This window comes from Yersinia nurmii (assembly GCF_001112925.1).
Taxonomy (GTDB): domain Bacteria; phylum Pseudomonadota; class Gammaproteobacteria; order Enterobacterales; family Enterobacteriaceae; genus Yersinia; species Yersinia nurmii.
On record NZ_CPYD01000008.1, the window covers coordinates 173,520 to 190,491 of the forward strand.

The following is a 16,972-nucleotide window of genomic DNA, read 5'->3' on the forward strand; positions in this document are numbered from 1 at the left end:
ACTCTGTATATAAATAACAATGTACCGCGGCGAGAAAGACCGCAATGCGGTTCTGATCGCGGCTTTGCTGGATAGAATGAGGGAAAAAATGAACATTACTGAGACCGTTTCGGCTCTGCTCCCGCTGCTGGGGGGCAAGGAAAATATCGTCAGTGCCGCCCACTGTGCCACCCGCCTGCGGCTGGTATTGGCCGATGATGATCGGGTTCAAAAGTCCGCCATCGAAAAACTGGACGGCGTAAAAGGTTGCTTCAGTAACGCCGGTCAAATTCAGGTTATTTTCGGCACCGGTTTGGTCAATAAGGTTCACGCGGAATTTATCCGACAAACCGGCGTAAACGAATCCAGTAAATCCGAAGCAGCCGATCTGGCAGCCAAAAAACTCAATCCATTCCAACGGGTTGCTCGTTTACTGTCAAATATCTTTGTGCCAATTATTCCGGCTATCGTCGCCTCTGGCCTACTAATGGGCCTGCTGGGGATGGTGAAAACCTATGGCTGGGCCGACGCCGACAGCGCCATCTTTATCATGCTGGATATGTTCAGCTCCGCCGCCTTTATCATTTTGCCGATTCTGATTGGCTTTACCGCCGCGAAAGAGTTCGGCGGAAACCCTTATTTGGGGGCCACGTTGGGCGGGATTCTCACTCATCCGGCACTGACCAACGCTTGGGGTGTGGCGGGCGGCTTCCACACCATGAATTTCTTCGGATTAGACATCGCCATGATCGGCTATCAAGGCACCGTGTTTCCGGTGTTATTGGCGGTTTGGTTTATGAGCATGGTGGAAAAACGGCTGCGTAAAGTGGTGCCTAACGCGCTGGATCTGATCCTGACGCCATTCCTCACCGTAGTGATTTCCGGTTTTATCGCACTGCTGTTCATCGGCCCGGCAGGTCGGGTACTCGGCGACGGTATTTCAATGATCCTCAGCACGTTGATCACCCACGCAGGCTGGTTTGCCGGATTGCTGTTCGGCGGCCTGTATTCGGTGATAGTGATTACCGGTATCCACCATAGTTTCCACGCGATTGAAGCTGGATTACTGGGTAACCCAAACATTGGTGTTAACTTTCTGCTGCCGATTTGGTCGATGGCCAACGTTGCTCAGGGCGGGGCCTGTCTGGCGGTGTACTTCAAAACTAAGGATGTCAAAATCAAGGCTATCGCAGTGCCGTCGGCCTTCTCTGCCATGCTAGGTATTACCGAGGCGGCAATCTTTGGTATTAACCTGCGCTTTGTGAAGCCGTTTCTGGCTGCACTAGCCGGCGGCGCACTGGGCGGTGCCTGGGTGGTTGCCAATCACGTCGGTATGACCGCCGTAGGTTTAACCGGCATCCCCGGTTTGGCTATCGTTCAAAGCAGCGCCATTGTCAGCTATCTGATTGGTTTGGTTATCGCTTTCGGCTCGGCCTTTATCCTCTCGCTGCTGCTGAAATACAAAACGGACAGTGAATAATGCAAGAAGCCAGTTTACTCAAACAACTCACGTTGGCAGTAATGTCCGGTCAGGTTCGGGCAGCGCAGGACCCGCATCGGCCCGGCTGGCATTTGGCTCCGTGCGTCGGGCTACTTAACGATCCTAACGGTTTTATCTATCACGCTGGCTACTACCATTTATTTTATCAATGGAATCCGCTGGCCTGCGCCCACGGCAGTAAATATTGGGGACACTGGCGCAGTGCGGATTTGATTCACTGGGAGCATCAGCCTCTGGCGCTGGCACCAAGCGAAGAATATGAAAGCCATGGCTGTTACTCTGGCTCTGCGGTGATCCACGACGAACGCATTCACCTGATGTATACCGGAAATGTGAAATATCCTGATGGTAGCCGCACCGCATTTCAATGTTTGGCGCGCGAGAATGCACGTGGAGAATTCGATAAGCTGGGGCCGGTACTGAGCCTGCCTGTCGGCTATACCGGCCATGTGCGCGATCCGAAAGTCTGGCAGCACGACGGTCGGTGGTACATGGTTTTGGGCGCGCAGGATCTTGAGCTGAAAGGCAAAGTGTTGCTGTTCCGTTCGCCGGATCTGCATCAATGGCAAAGTCTGGGCGAAATTGCTGGCTCTGGCATCAGCGGTTTGAATGATTTCGGTTATATGTGGGAATGTCCGGACCTGTTTGCACTTGGCGACGAAGATGTGCTGATCTTCTGTCCGCAAGGGCTGGCAGCGGAGGCCGAACGTTATCGCAATACTTACCAGGCCGGTTATGTCTGCGGAAAACTCGATTATCAGCAAGGTCAGTTTAACCACGGTGCTTTCCACGAGCTGGACGCTGGGTTTGAATTCTACGCCCCACAAACCACACTGGCCGCAGATGGTCGCCGTTTACTGTTTGGCTGGATGGGCATTCCGGATCAGGATGAGTTATATCAGCCAACGGTCAATTACGGCTGGATTCACACAATGAGCTGTCCGCGCGAGCTGTCGCTGCGTAATGGCAAAGTTATTCAGCGACCAGCTCGTGAATTAACCGCATTGCGCACCGTTCTCTTCCAGTGGAAAGGAAGCGCCGATGCCGCGCCGCCGTTACGCATTGACAGTGCGGAAATCCAGCTGGAAATCAGCGGCGAGTTCACCCTACAACTGGCCGATGCCATGACGCTGGAATGGGACGGCGAGCGCCTGACCCTCAGCCGCAAAAATCTGCGTACCGGCGAGCGAGAATTCCGCTACTGGCGCGGTTCTGTGCAGCAGTTGCAGCTGCTTTTCGACCGCTGTAGCGTGGAAATATTTATCAACAATGGTGAAGGCGTGATGACTTCCAGCTATTTCCCTCAGCCTGAACCACTAGCAATATTCAGCGGCAATGGTGAACTGCGCCTGCGGCACTGGTTGTTACTGTCACCCATGTTAGAATAAGGACATCTTTCCCGGTGGCAGATGCAGTCAGTGAAAAACAGTAAACGTATTACTATTAACGATATAGCTAAACTGGCTGGTGTGTCTAAATCGACCACCAGTCTGGTTCTGAATGGCCGCAGTAAGGAATATCGTGTTTCTGACGAAACCCGGGATCGCATTATCGCCCTGGCCAACGAACACAATTACCAGCCCAGTTTCCACGCGCGTTCTTTGCGATCGACCCGCAGCCATACGCTGGGTCTGGTGGTGCCTGAAATGACCAATCACGGTTTTGCCCTGATTTCCCGCGAGCTGGAAATGCTGTGTCGCGAAGCCGGATTGCAACTGCTTATCGCCTGCACCGATGAAAATCCCAGCCAAGAAATGATGGCGGTGAACAGTCTGGTGCAGCGTCAAGTTGACGGTTTGATCGTCGCTTCCAGCCAACTGAACGATAGCGAATACCAAAAGATAAACGCTCGGCTGCCAGTGGTACAAATGGATCGGCTGATCGGCGAATCGACTCTTCCACTGGTCATCACCGATTCCATTACCTCCACCGCCACGTTGGTAGAAAAAGTGGCGCAGCAGCATCAGGATGAGTTTTATTTCCTCGGCGGCCAGCCGCGCATTTCACCGACGCGCGACCGCCTGAGCGGATTTCAACAGGGTTTACAGCGCGCGGGCGTAGAATGTCGCCCGGAATGGATACTCAACGGCAATTATCTGCCTAGCTCCGGCTATGAAATGATCGCTCAACTTTGCGCTCAATTGGGTCGGCCACCGAAAGCGGTATTTACCGCCGCCTGTGGCCTACTGGAAGGGGTGCTGCGTTACCTGAACCAATATCAATTGATGGATAGCGATATTCACCTATGCAGCTTTGACGATCATTACCTGTTTGACTGCCTGCCGCTAAAAATCGATACCATCGCTCAGGACTGCCAAGGGCTAGCGCGTCATAGCTTCGAGATGGTTACCGCGCTGATCGCCGAGCAACCGTTAGAACAGCAGCGGCTGATTCTGCCGGGGCAAATTCACTGGCGTCATCCAGACTCTAAAGCCAGGTAGGTTGAAAGCTCAGTATTCCCTCAGTCAATTTGCTTCGAATAAAGTGACGGCCGCATTTGCCTGCGGCTTCACAGCAATTCAGACAATAATTAGAGTTAATAGTGATTCTCGTTTTTTGGAGATCACTGTCTGGTTGAGGTAAATCTATTTTGGCCCCAAAGTCTGCCCCACATTGTGCTGAATCACCTTACCGCCCTCAGGCAACGGTGGTTACGCCCGCACTGAATGATTCCTGGCAACGCTGTCATAAACTGATGCAGCCCGCCACTTGGCGAATTCCACATCGGGCGGCTGGCGCGACATTCAGCTCGATATGCCAGCGTAAAAACGATCTGTTGGTACTGGGGCAAGCGGCGCTGGAAGATGCGTATGAATATATGGAATCCCGCGAGTGTAGCCTGCTTATTCTGGATGAAAGCGGCTGTACCCTGTGGCAATGCGGTCATCCGAAAACACTGCGCCAGCTCAGTGAATTAGGTTTTACCGCCGGCAGCTACTGGGCCGAAGGTTTGATCGGTACCAACGCGCCGGCACTAGCGATGGCCGAAGGTAACCCAATGCAGGTCAGCGGCAGTCAACACTTTAAGCTGGCGCTGCATCCATGGCATTTCTGTGCAACGCCGGTATACGACAACAGCGGGCGACAGCGAGCAGTGATCGTGTTGGGCTGTTTGCTGACGGAAAAAGCCGCCAGTGATTTACCGCTGACGTTGGCTATTGCGCGGGAAATCGGTAATTCCCTGCATGCGGATAGCTTGCTGGCAGAAACCAATCGCCATTTGAATGAGTTAAACGCCCTGCTCGACGGCGTGGAAGACGGCGTGATGGCTTGGGATCAGCGTGGCTGCCTGCTGTATCTCAATCGGCGCGCCGCCGCCATTTTGCGGCTGGATGAAACCAATAGTCTGGGGAAACCGGTCAGCCAGTTACTGACGCTTCCTGCCCTGCTGACCCACGCAATTCAGCAACGCAGTCCTCTCAGCCACGTAGAGGTGACGTTTGAGAACCAACAGCAGTTTATTCCGGCGTTACTCACGCTAAAACCGATACCCGACGGCGATCGCTGCGGCTTTATCGCATTGTTGCATCCGCAGGAACTGCTGCGCCAAATGGTACACAACCAATTGGGTCGCGCCAGCCATACCTTCGATGAGATGCCGGTTAGCTCTCTGGAAATGCGCCGTTTGGTTCGTTACGGCAAACAGGCAGCTAAAGGCCAGCATCCTATCTTGCTACACGGCGAAGAAGGCGTGGGAAAACAGCGACTAGGCCAGGCAATTCATAACGCCAGCGAACGAGCCAATGGCCCTTATATCGCTTTGAACTGTCAGGCTTTGCCGCAAAGCTTAATGGCACGAGAATTCCTCGGCAGTGATGCCAGTGAAGGCGAGGCTGGGCAACCGAGTAAATTCGAGTTAGCCAACGGTGGCACATTATATTTGGAGCAGGTGGAATACCTGTCGCCGGAAATGCAGTCCGCACTGCTGCAGATCGTTAAAACCGGCATTCTGATGCGCGTCAATTCCAATCGGGTGATTCCGGTGGATGTGCGGATTATTGCCGCCACCGGCGCGGATTTACCGCTGCTGGTCAAACAAGGGCGTTTTCGCCGCCAGTTGTTCTATACACTTCAGTCTTTCGAATTACATATCCCGCCGTTACGCCAGCGCCAACAGGATATTCAACTACTGGTACAACATACCTTGCGGGATTTAGGGCAGCATTTTCACTGCCAGTATCAGACCGATGAAGATGTTAATCGGCAGCTCAATCAGTATCCGTGGCCGGGCAACGATCAGGAGTTGAAAAGCGTTGTCGAACGTGCTGCGATGTCCTGTCGCAATAACCGAATCCGTCTCAATGACTTACCTGAGCATTTGCTGGGTGAAAAATTGCTTCTTGAACCGGACGCTCCGCAGCCGCAGCCGGTACTATCACTGCAAGAGCTTGAGCGACAGGCGATAATTCGCGCCGCGCTGGTGTGTCAGGGTCAGCTTAATGAAATGGCAACCTTGCTGGGCATTGGCCGCACCACACTGTGGCGTAAAGTGAAGCTGCACCGGCTGGATATCGGACAGTTTAAAGGCGGAGAAGCGGTTTAATACCTTGGTAGTTAACCAAAGAAAAGGAGCCAATTCTGGCTCCTTTTCTTATATCGCTGGGAACATATTATTTTGCTGAGATATATCGCGAGTCTCTCTCGCGCCGGTAACTTACCCTTTAATTTTCAACACGCCACTGGCTGTATCCAGTTCAGCCATCATTCCTGTATGAGTGGCATCCAGACAGCCACTCATTCCCACCGCCATGGGAATACCCAAGGCGCGGGATAGAATCGCGCTGTGTGACACCGTGCTCCCCAGGCTCAGGCAAATACCTTTTACTTGCTGTCGCCGCAGCCCGACCAACGCCGATGGCATTAGCTCATCCGCCACCAATAACGCGCTACCGCCAATGTGCAACGAAGCCAGCGGCAAACCGGTCAGATGTCCCAGCGCCCGATTAAGAATATCGCGAATATCCAGCTCGCGAACCCGCAGGTATTCATCATCCAGCGCCTGATAATCCGCGGCCATTGCCATCAACTCACCGCGCAGGGCGGACTCGGCGCAAACACGTTCCTGAGCAATCCGCTGATTCACCGCCTGCTGCAGATCTTCATCGCTGACTAATAGCTGATGAGCGCTGAATATCGCCCCGAATTCTTCACCAAGAGTTTCTCCCACCTGTGTAGCCAGAGATTCCAAATCTGTCGCAGTTTGGATCAGCGCCTGCTGTAGACGCTGCTGCTCACCAGCCACTTGTTCGGCACTGATAGTGCGGGGAATAAACGCCGTCATCGCAGGAGGAAGTTGGAGAATTGGCCCACGAACGACCCCGTTTGGCACCATCGTTCCCGCAAGTTCCGCGTTATCACTGTCCGCGACTGATTCGCCAAAATGCCGCTGAGCTAACTGTTCAAACGCAGCCAACGCCAGTTCGGCCTGAGCTCCGCGGGCTAGCAGGCGAATGGTATCCCCTTTGCGTACTTGCAAGATCGCCAGCTGATTCAGACTACGCGGGTTCACGCATTTACCGCCCTTTTCCAGCAGTAGCTCGGCGTCAAAAGGTGCAAGAGCCTCCACCAGCTTTGCCGCAGGGCGAACGTGTAAACCGTTGGGATTCTGTACTCGCCAACTCACGCTTTGCGCATCTTCGCCGAATCCCGTCACAGAAGCAGATTCTTCCGACTGGTTTTCTTCGCCCAATTGGCTACTTTTCGCCGCCAGCGCGCCCATAGCTTCAGCACGAACCTGTTGTAACGATGAGCCTGCCGATGCCGCGACTACCGCCGCCAGCGTGCCTTCTACCAAAGGAGCCGCACACAGCAGCACATTGGCTGCCATCGCCGGGTCGAGCAGATCCAAGGCGGTTTCCGCGCTTAGCACGGCGCTACCAAGATCCATCAACACCAATACCCCGGCGGGATCGTAAACTGACTCAATGGCTTCCATCACTTTAATGGCGTCAGTGCCGATGGGATGATCCACGTCGTCCACCCCTGCGGCCAGCGCCAACCGACATCCGCCCTGCGCCATTTGTTGCGCCAGCTCGGCAACGCCCTGAGCCAACAACGCACTGTGGGAAACTACAACGATATTGACCATCTTTCCTCCTGGAATCTGATACTGCTCTGCGGTTATCGCACCGGCCTGACGGACACGCTTTTAATGCGTTATGGCAAATGGTTCATGTAAAATTCATCGCTAACGGCAAGCTACCTGCAATAACGCCTGCATCATTAGCATGGCCGAAGTCGCGCCGGGGTCCTGATGGCCAATACTGCGTTCACCGAGATAACTGGCACGGCCTTTACGCGCCTGCATGGTAATGGTGCTAGCCAGCGCCTGCTGCGAGCGTTCCACCGTTTGTTGCAATGCGTCCACCATCGATAAACCTTGCTGATTGGCCTTTTCCAACTGATCCACGACAGCCCACCAGACATCGCACATGGTTTTATCACCGGGTTCTGCCTTACCGCGCATCACCACACCTTCAACGCCGTCCTTAAACATTTGGCACAGAGCGGGAAGATCGAGGCTTTGTTTAGCATTAGTACTCTGCGCCGCTCGGATAAAGAACGTGCCAAACAGCGGGCCACTGGCCCCACCTACGCTGGATAACAACGTCATACCGGTGTTCTTCAGGATGAACCCAATGTCTTTGTCTGCCACCGAAGGGAGCTTTTCGACCACTTTGTTAAAACCGCGATTCATGTTCAGGCCATGATCGCCATCGCCAATTTCAGTGTCTAGCTGAGTGAGGAAATCCCGTTGTTGAGTAAAAACCTCGGCGCAAAGTTGCAGCCAATTGACGATATCTTGTTTGGTTAATGCCATTTTTTCCTCCGACATTTAACACCCCCAACGCAGCGCAGGAGTATTGACCGGTGCGTCCCAAAGCGTGAGTAATTCATCATCCACTTTCAGCAACGTCATCGACATGCCCTGCATATCCAGCGAAGTACAGTAAGAGCCAATCAGTTTACGTTCGACTTTCAGACCAAACTCGGCGCAGCGCGCGGCTAACCGATGCCAAACGCCATACAGCTCAGACAGCGGCGTAGCACCCAGACTATTCACTAGGACTACGACTCTATCGCCCGCAGCCAATGGCTGTTTGCTCTGACGAGTTTCCTGCCAATCTCCCAGTTGGCGATCCCAGTGGCGCAACGTGCGTTGATACTGACCGTGTTCAATCAACGTCTGGAACATTGCGTCAACGGTGCTATCCAACGAGGTAAAGGGACGGCGCTCGATGCCCGGTTCGCCGTGGATACCCACGCCAAACTCCATTTCATTTTCTGCCAGAATAAAGGACGGTTTACCCGCCGCAGGCACCGTACAGGCCCCCAAAGCAATCCCGATGGAATGTCCCTGATTATTGATTTTTTGTCCCAACGCCACGCATTCATCCAGTGAATCACCGCGTTCGGCGGCAGCACCTAATAATTTTTCGATCAACACCGTATTAGCGACGCCACGGCGTCCGGCAGTGTATAGGCTGTCTTTTACCGCTACATCGTCATCAATCACTAGCGTTGCGACGGCGGTGCCTTCGCTGTGCAGCAGTTCGGCTGCGGTTTCAAAATTAAGAATGTCGCCGGTGTAGTTCTTTATCAGCATCAACACGCCTTTCCCGCCGTCGATAGCCTGACCGCACTCGAACATTTGATCCGGCGTAGGTGAAGTAAAAATCTCACCGGGACAGGCACCGTCCAGCATTCCTGCACCAATAAAGCCGCAGTGCATCGGTTCATGACCGCTACCGCCGCCGGACATCAGCGCCACTTTGCCTTGTACTGGCGCATCCCGGCGGGTAATAAACAGCGGCTCCTGATGCAAAGTCAGTTCCGGATGCGCTTCCACTAAACCTTGAATTTGTTCCTGTAAAACGCTTTCAACGCTATTAATCAGTTTTTTCATGCTGGTACTCCATCCATAAGAGGCTCGGTTACCCGTGTGGGGCAGAACCGAGCGGCCCGCAGGCGACCCGGTTTGTTATCACAATGAATTCAACTTAGTTGAGGAAAGCGCGCCCCAGTCTATCGGCAACCAAAATTGCCGCGTAAACACTGTCCGGCGTAACGGCAAACGGCATATTGTGGATGGTTTCACCTTCGGCACAACTGGCTTCGGCCACTGCGCGAATTTTCTTCTCGATATCCTGATGAACGCCCATTTCGCCCAGCGTGATTGGGAGCCCCAATTGCTGACAAAAATCGAGTACGGTTTCAATTTGCTCCATGCTGCTGTTTTGCAACACCAACTGTGTCAGCGTTCCGAAAGCCACCTTCTCACCGTGATACAGGTGATGGCATTCTTCCAGTACGGTAAAACCGTTATGAATGGCATGCGCCGCCGCCAGGCCGCTGCTTTCAAAACCAATGCCGCTCAGGTAAGTGTTGGCTTCAATAATGCGTTCTACCGCTTCGGTAACCACACCGGCTTCTACGGCCAGTTTAGCTTTGTAACCTTCTGACAGCAGCGTGTCGTAGCACAAACGCGCCAGCGTCACGGCGGCTAGCGTTGAGGCTCCGCCCGCCATACTGATCGCTTTGGCATCAAAACAGGCTTGTGCTTCAAAATAGGTAGAAAGCGCATCACCCATACCGGCGACTAATAAACGCACCGGTGCTTTGGCGATAATCGCGCTGTCCATCAGTACAATATCCGGATTTTTTGGATAAATGAGATATTCAGCAAACTCTCCTTCTTCGGTATAAATCACCGACAGGGCGCTGGTTGGCGCATCGGTTGAGGCAATCGTTGGTACTACGACCACCGGAATATGTTGATAATGGGCGATGGCTTTTGCCGTATCCAGGGTTTTACCACCACCGATACCGATCACTCCGTTACAACCGTGTTTTTTCAGCTCGACGGTCAGGCGTTCAATTTCCTTACGAGAGCATTCGCCGTGGAACTGGCTGAAGTGATGTTTAACATCGCTGCCCTGTAAGCTGCTGCCAACAGTATCCGATGTGAGTTTCATGACGAAGTCATCGGCGATGACAAAATAATTATTTGCCAATAGTTTAGCGAACTCACCAATAGACTGAAGCGCGTTAGCGCCCTGTATATATTTAGACGGAGATTGAATGACTTTAAGCATATCTGGCTCCTGAAGCGTAAATGTATTTTAAAAGGTGGTGTCTCGGGTCAGCATCGGTCTTTGGCGAGAGACGGTTTTACTTTGGCTAAAACCACTATAGAGCGAGAAAAACCGTTGAGTATCCGGTAGAGAAAACGTTCCATTATGAAACGACTAACGGAAATCAGAGTTTCACTATGAAACAAAGAGGGTTGTTAATTCAGGTAATAAGAGAGCTGGCGCACAGGCGGAAAAATCGAGGAACGATAAAAAAGCGTTTTTAAAAACAAGGTTCTGACCACAGCCGAAAAAAAACCGTCCATCGGACGGTTTTTTAGCTGAAAAAAATACATTACTCGGTAGTCGGCTGCGGTTTTGGCTCCGGATTCATACAGCTGTAAATCACCGGCAATACCAATAAGGTCAGTACTGTCGCAAAGCCCAGACCGAACATAATCACCACCGCCATACTTTGGAAGAACGCATCGCTCAGCAGCGGTGCCAGCCCCAGAACCGTGGTAAAGGCCGTGAGCGTAATTGGGCGCAAACGGGCGGTAGAGGCATCAATAATGGCCTCCCGCAGCGGTTTTTCCTGTCGCTGTAAGCTAATTTCTTCTACCAATACGATCCCGTTACGGATCAACATACCGCTCAGACTTAACAGGCCGAGTAACGCCATAAAACCAAAAGGAATGCCGGTTAACAGGAAACCAACGGTCACGCCAATCAAAGCTAAAGGCACCGTTAGCCAGATAGCCACAGCGTTACGTACCGAGCTAAACATCAGCACTGTAACGACAAACATGATAATGAATGCGATCGGCAAGCTGGTGAAGATCCCCTGCTGCGCCTCTTTAGTACTTTCGTAATCGCCTCCCCACTCCAGTTCATAGCCCGGCGGCAGTTTGATCGCTTCGATATTCGGCCTGATCCGCTGCAACAGTTCGGCGGAAGTTTCGCCGCCTTCCGATGTTGGATCGGTTTGCACCGTTAATGTGCGTTTACGATCCAAACGCATAATGAGTGGATCTTCCCATTCGGTTTCAAAACTGGTGACAACGTTATCGATAGGAATAAACGCCTGACGCGCCTGGCTCCATACCATGACATCGTTGAGCCTTTCTGCGTTCAGCCGCTCAGCGTCCGGTGTCCTAAGGACAATCGGCATCAACCGCGTACCGTCCCGATACAACCCGACCGGCAAGCCACCAAAGCTCATCCGCAGGGTGCCATCCACTTCTCGCTTATCTACGCCCAGTTCGCGCCCCAGATAGTCTGAGAATTGCGGACGGATCATTTTGCTGCGATCCTGCCAATCATGACGCGCGCCATCGGCCAGAGGATCGGCCACAATCACTTTTTCCGCCTGCGTAGCCAGAGAGCGCAATACGTCCGGATCTGGCCCGTTAAATCGCGCTTCGATTGCGCTGTTATTGGATGGCCCGAACATGATGCGTTTCACCCGTGCATTTACCTGCGGATATTCATCCTGCATAAATTGCTCGGTTTCTTCGATCAATCCTGGAATGCGATCCAGCCGATCGGTACGCACCATAATTTGCGCATAGTTAGCATATTGCCGCTCGCCGTTATAGGTCAGCATAAAGCGCATTGCGCCCTGACCAATAGTGCCAACGGTATCGGTAACGCCCTCTTGCTCCTTGATATGTTTTTCTACTTCCGCCGCGATGTTTTCGGTATAGCTAATATCCGTGCCATACGGTAGCCATAAGTCGACAAAGAAGATCGGCGTATTCGAAGCCGGGAAGAAACTCTGCCGCACACTGCCAAAGCCGTAAATAGACGCCACCAGCATCGCAGTCAGTACCACTAGCGTGATGCTGCGATGCTGCAATAGCTTATTCAACACCGCCCGATAGTTACGGAATAACCAGCCGTCATAAGGCTGCTTAACTGGCTTATCTTCATCAACCGGAGCCGATTTTTGGTTCTGGAAGGCCCATTTGGCGAATACCGGAGTTAAGGTCAGCGCGGTGAACCAACTCAGCATTAACGAAATCAGCAATACTTCAAACAGCGAGCGGCAATATTCGCCGGTGGAATCATTTGATAAACCAATAGGCGCAAAGGCCAAAATCGCGATGATAGTGGCACCCAGCAACGGGAGCATCGAGCGCTTCACCACTTTACTGATCGCGGTGAAAATATTATCTCCCCGCTGGCGCCCAACCAGCACCCCCTCTACCACCACGATGGCATTATCCACCAACATGCTAAGGGCGATAATTAATGCACCAAGGGAGATACGCTGCAATTCAATATTAAACAACCACATAATCAATAATGTCCCCAGCACATTCAGTGCCAGAGAGAGTGCGATAACAATACCGCTGCGCGCGCCCATAAAGATGAATAAAGTGACTACAACGATCAGTAACGCCAGCAGGAAGTTAAGGATAAAGCCGTTTACCGCGCCTTCCACTTCATGAGACTGATCGTAAAAAATACTGATGTGCATGCCGGACGGCCGTTCAGACTCTAGCTGCGCTAACCGCACTTTGACGGCATTACCCACCGTTACGACGTTGACGTTCGGCGCAAAAGAAATCCCCATCCCCAATGCTGGCTGACCATTCGCACGATAAATATTGGTAGGCGAGTGAGTCACTCCCTGAGTCACGGTGGCAATATCACGCAAATAGACGCTTTTTGGGCTGCCCGGCTGGCTGACCAATAAGTTTCCCAATTCCTGCACGCTATTGAATTCACCGGTTGGATGCAGCCGGATCGACTCACTGCCAACCAACAGTTGCCCGGAGTTGGAAACCACGTTCTGGCGACTCAGTAAATCCGATAAATGCTGCGGAGTAATACCGGCAGCGGTCATCTGCGCCCGCGAAATATCAATCTGAATCTCTTCCGGTAAAATGCCGGCAATAGCGACTTTCCCGACGCCGTTAACCAGCACCAACTCACGGCGTAATTGCTCGCCAAAATTCCGTAAATCCTGATTGGTGTAGCCCTCTCCCGACAGCGAGAAGAAGAAACCATACACGTCACCAAAATCGTCATTGACCAGTGGCGTACCGGCTCCCGGAGGCAGACGGGCGCTGTTATCACTGATTTTTCGGCGTAACTCATCCCAGATTTGCGGCAGTTCGTTCGGCCCGTATTGGGAACCTACGTTGATGGTTATTTGCGATAAACCGGCGCTGGAGATTGACCTTACGTTATCGACGTAAGACAGCTCCTGAATGGCATTCTCCAGCGGCAGCGTCACCTCCTCTTCCACCTGCTGCGCCGAGGCACCTTCGTAGCGAGTGACTACCACCGCAGTTTTAATGGTAAAAGCCGGATCTTCCAAACGACCGATATTCAGATAAGCAATCAGCCCGCCAATTCCTAGCAACAGAATCGTTAGCCAGATTCGCGTGTTATTGTTGATGAAATTGTCCGTTAGCTTCATTACAGACCCCGCTCACGGACCCACGCCCGCACCAACTGCTGTGGACGAAGCTCGCTAGTACCAGCGGCAACAATCTGCTCACCGTCGCTCAAACCCGAAGTAATCTGGATACCGTTGGCCGTTAGCTGCCCGACCTGCACTTCCCGTTCTTCAACGTGGAGCTGACCTTTATCCTCTTTAACGACCCAAACTCGTGCATCATTAAGCTGGGCGCTATCGGGATTAAATACGGCTTCCACCGGCACAATAATCGATGCGTTCGTCGAACCAGTTAGTTTATGCGTATTGATACGAACGCTACCGCTGATGCCAGACAGCAGCGGTAAATCCGGCGGACGTTTCATGGTCAGCGTCACCTGGAAAGTCATAGAGCCAGCGCTGGTGGAGGTAGTGTGCTCTTTATATTCAGCCAAGAATTCACGATCCGGTAAATGGTTTAAACGCACCGTTGGGTGATAATCCTTATTGCCAATATCCAATGCGGTGAATAAACGTTCCGGCACGCTAAATACCACGTCCAGCGAATCCAGCGCGCTCAAGGTCGCAACCACTTGCCCTGGGGCCATTACCTGATGATTACGTGCACTAACATTAGCAATCACGCCGTCAAAAGGCGCACTAATGGTGGCATCACTCAGCTCTTTACGTGCGATATCCAGCGCCGCCTGAGCGGATTCCAGCTCGGCTCGGCGAATATCCAGCTCAGCACGAGAAATGGCATTGCGCCCTTGCAAGGTATTAAAACGATTGAACTGATCGCGAGCCAGATTAAACGCCGATTGCCTATCCCGTACTCTCAAGGTCAGATCGGTGTTATTCAACATCGCAATGTTCTGCCCTTTTTTAACCTGCTCACCTTCCCGCACCAGCAATTGCTGAAGCTGTCCCGCACGTTTAAATGACAGTTGAGTTTCATCCCCAGCCTGCAATCGCGCCGGGAAATAACGCACTCCGTTTTGGCCGCTGTCTTCAACCGTAAATATTTTTACTGGGCGCACGCTTTCCATTACTTCAGGCACTGGTTTATCACAGCCAGCCAATAAAAGCGTTGCCAACAGAGTCACTACAATTTTTGTCTTCACTATAAAGATCTCGTTCAATCAAATATTGGGGTTGCGATTGCGCAACAGCGGTTGAAACGCACCAGCAAGAATCGGGTTAAAAAGTGAAAATATGATGACATTGTGGTTAGGATTAGCCGCAGATAGCTCCGCAACGACAGAAACAAACGGCCTAACACCATCAGATTTACATTCTGTTCATCCCTTATCTCAGCGCCCATTAGCTGCGTTTTTGCTATCAGTTTTGTTATCGGTTTTTGTTATTACTTTGCGAATCAGTTTATTCATCAGCGTGAGTAGAATTCCGCCAGTCAGCATGCCTAAAAAGTAAATCAGGACGATCAACACGGACATGGGCAAGATTATCTGATTAAAGAGTAGCGATACCTGAACGGCGCCGCTGTTCTGAAAGACAAAAAGAGTGGTTAATGTGACAATTAACAGAAAAAGTACCGTATAAACGTATTTCACAGCGCCGTCCTTTTCTAAAAATTTATTACGTCGCCCAAAACACTCGGCGGTTTTAAATACAGATAGCCGACAGCAAACCAGCGTGATAACGCTGTCCACTCTCGACTATTTTTTTAAGAGCACTGTCGCCAGCTGACGAGAACCGTTCCCCCAGCTGGCGGTTATCAGCAATTAAAAATCAACGGCATCGCGGATAAGCGGGCAAGTCATACAGTGACCGCCCCCGCGACCTCGGCCTAATTCACTGCCGACAATCTCAATCACTTCCACCCCTTCTTTACGCAGTTGAGTGTTGGTTTTGGTATTGCGATCATACGCCATTACCACGCCCGGAGAGATGGCGACCATATTATTGCCGCTGTCCCACTGCTGGCGCTCAGTGTCGTAATCATTGCCCTCAGTTTCTACCACTCGTAGTTTTTTCAGATTAAGCGCACCGGCGACCGCGTCAACAAAGGTGCCTTTGTCACGGCTCAGCTTCATCCCAGTCGGGCCATCGTCCGGACGCAGTGAGAAAGTCTGGATCTGATTAACAATCGCCGGGTAAAGCGTCACCACATCGCGATCGCAGAAGGTGAAAACCGTATCCAGATGCATGGCGGCGCGCAGCTTCGGCATCGCCGCAATCATCACGCGTTCAACGCCAGATTTCTTATTGGAAAACAGTGAAGCCGCCAGTTGCGTAATCGCCTGATGGGAAGTTCGCTCGCTCATACCAATCAGGACGGTTTTATTCCCAATCGGCATCACATCGCCGCCTTCCAGCGTGGCTGAACCATGGTGCTGAGTCGGGTCCCCCCACCACACATTGATATCAGCATTTGCGAAATCAGGATGGAACTTATAAATCGCCGTAGTCAGGATGGTTTCTTCATGGCGAGCAGGCCAGTACAGCGGATTTAACGTCACGCCGCCGTATATCCAGCAGGTGGTATCGCGGGTGTATAAAGTGTTTGGCAACGGCGGCAGTAAATACTCCGTAATACCGACGGCTTCACGAATCAACTTCAATTCTTCTTTGTCGCACTTACCCACTTCGTGTAATTCACGTGTAGATAAACCGCCAATCAGAAACTCAGCCAGCGTTCGCGGCTCCAACCCTTCGAGAAAACTGCGGGTTTCATGCAAAATGCCTAATGAAACTTCATTAGGCACAATTTGCTGATCCAAAATCCATTTTTTTGCCACCGGATTATGTAGGGTCTCAGTCAGCAGATTATGCATTTCTACTACGTCCACGCCTCTTTCACGCATTTTGGTCATGAAATCGAAATGGTCGCGTTTGGCTCTTTCTACCCACAAAACATCATCAAATAATAACTCGTCACAGTTGCTTGGCGTTAGACGGTTATGGGCTTTACCCGGCGCGCACACCAGAACTTTGCGTAAAGTACCAACCTCTGAATGTACGCCGTAAGCGCCTGACTTCTTGGTTTTCTTATCCGACATAATAGCTCCA

12 protein-coding genes are annotated in these 16,972 nt (G+C 52.0%); 4 read left to right on the plus strand and 8 right to left on the minus strand.

Translation table 11 applies throughout. The features are described from left to right. The first annotated feature begins 88 nt into the window (after positions 1-88). From AD970_RS11715 to dhaR, 4 genes are all read left to right on the plus strand, one after another. A complete protein-coding gene (locus AD970_RS11715; RefSeq protein ID WP_049599126.1) occupies positions 89-1,459 on the plus strand; it encodes a sucrose-specific PTS transporter subunit IIBC in 1,371 nt (456 codons plus the stop codon). Next, positions 1,459-2,868 (plus strand): sucrose-6-phosphate hydrolase, encoded by a 1,410-nt coding sequence (locus tag AD970_RS11720; RefSeq protein ID WP_049599049.1) that lies wholly within the window; start codon positions 1,459-1,461, stop codon positions 2,866-2,868. Before AD970_RS11715 ends, AD970_RS11720 begins: the two co-directional genes overlap by 1 nt. A 21-nt stretch (positions 2,869-2,889) precedes the next feature. Continuing rightward, entirely contained in the window at positions 2,890-3,921 is a 1,032-nt protein-coding gene (locus AD970_RS11725) for a LacI family DNA-binding transcriptional regulator (RefSeq protein ID WP_049599051.1), read from the plus strand. Positions 3,922-4,127: 206 nt separating this feature from the next. Beyond that, the gene (gene dhaR / locus AD970_RS11730; protein WP_049599052.1) at positions 4,128-6,023 is read left to right on the plus strand and encodes a dihydroxyacetone kinase operon transcriptional regulator DhaR; all 1,896 of its coding nucleotides are present in this window, start codon (positions 4,128-4,130) and stop codon (positions 6,021-6,023) included. Between the two features lie 111 nt (positions 6,024-6,134). Here the strand turns inward: dhaR and dhaM are convergent, their stop codons facing one another. The 8 genes from dhaM to arcA form a co-directional block, all read right to left on the minus strand. Beyond that, positions 6,135-7,568, minus strand: a complete 1,434-nt coding sequence (dhaM, locus tag AD970_RS11735; RefSeq protein WP_049599054.1) for a dihydroxyacetone kinase phosphoryl donor subunit DhaM — start codon at positions 7,566-7,568, stop codon at positions 6,135-6,137. Positions 7,569-7,667: 99 nt separating this feature from the next. Continuing rightward, a complete protein-coding gene (gene dhaL / locus AD970_RS11740) occupies positions 7,668-8,300 on the minus strand; it encodes a dihydroxyacetone kinase subunit DhaL (protein WP_049599129.1) in 633 nt (210 codons plus the stop codon). Between the two features lie 15 nt (positions 8,301-8,315). After that, positions 8,316-9,386: a dihydroxyacetone kinase subunit DhaK gene (dhaK, locus tag AD970_RS11745; protein ID WP_049599057.1), complete on the minus strand. Its 1,071-nt coding sequence runs from the start codon at positions 9,384-9,386 to the stop codon at positions 8,316-8,318. Positions 9,387-9,480: 94 nt separating this feature from the next. Further along, a complete protein-coding gene (locus AD970_RS11750) occupies positions 9,481-10,575 on the minus strand; it encodes a glycerol dehydrogenase (RefSeq protein WP_049599060.1) in 1,095 nt (364 codons plus the stop codon). Positions 10,576-10,906: 331 nt separating this feature from the next. Continuing rightward, positions 10,907-13,981 carry an efflux RND transporter permease subunit gene (locus tag AD970_RS11755; protein WP_049599063.1) on the minus strand — a complete coding sequence of 1,025 codons (3,075 nt, stop codon included), beginning with the start codon at positions 13,979-13,981 and terminating at the stop codon, positions 10,907-10,909. Beyond that, positions 13,981-15,063 (minus strand): efflux RND transporter periplasmic adaptor subunit, encoded by a 1,083-nt coding sequence (locus AD970_RS11760; protein ID WP_049599065.1) that lies wholly within the window; start codon positions 15,061-15,063, stop codon positions 13,981-13,983. The genes AD970_RS11755 and AD970_RS11760 overlap by 1 nt, the downstream gene beginning before the upstream one ends. A 189-nt stretch (positions 15,064-15,252) precedes the next feature. Beyond that, a complete protein-coding gene (locus AD970_RS11765; RefSeq protein WP_049599132.1) occupies positions 15,253-15,513 on the minus strand; it encodes a lipopolysaccharide assembly protein LapA domain-containing protein in 261 nt (86 codons plus the stop codon). Between the two features lie 171 nt (positions 15,514-15,684). Continuing rightward, positions 15,685-16,962 (minus strand): arginine deiminase, encoded by a 1,278-nt coding sequence (gene arcA, locus AD970_RS11770; RefSeq protein WP_049599067.1) that lies wholly within the window; start codon positions 16,960-16,962, stop codon positions 15,685-15,687. Positions 16,963-16,972: the final 10 nt, after the last annotated feature.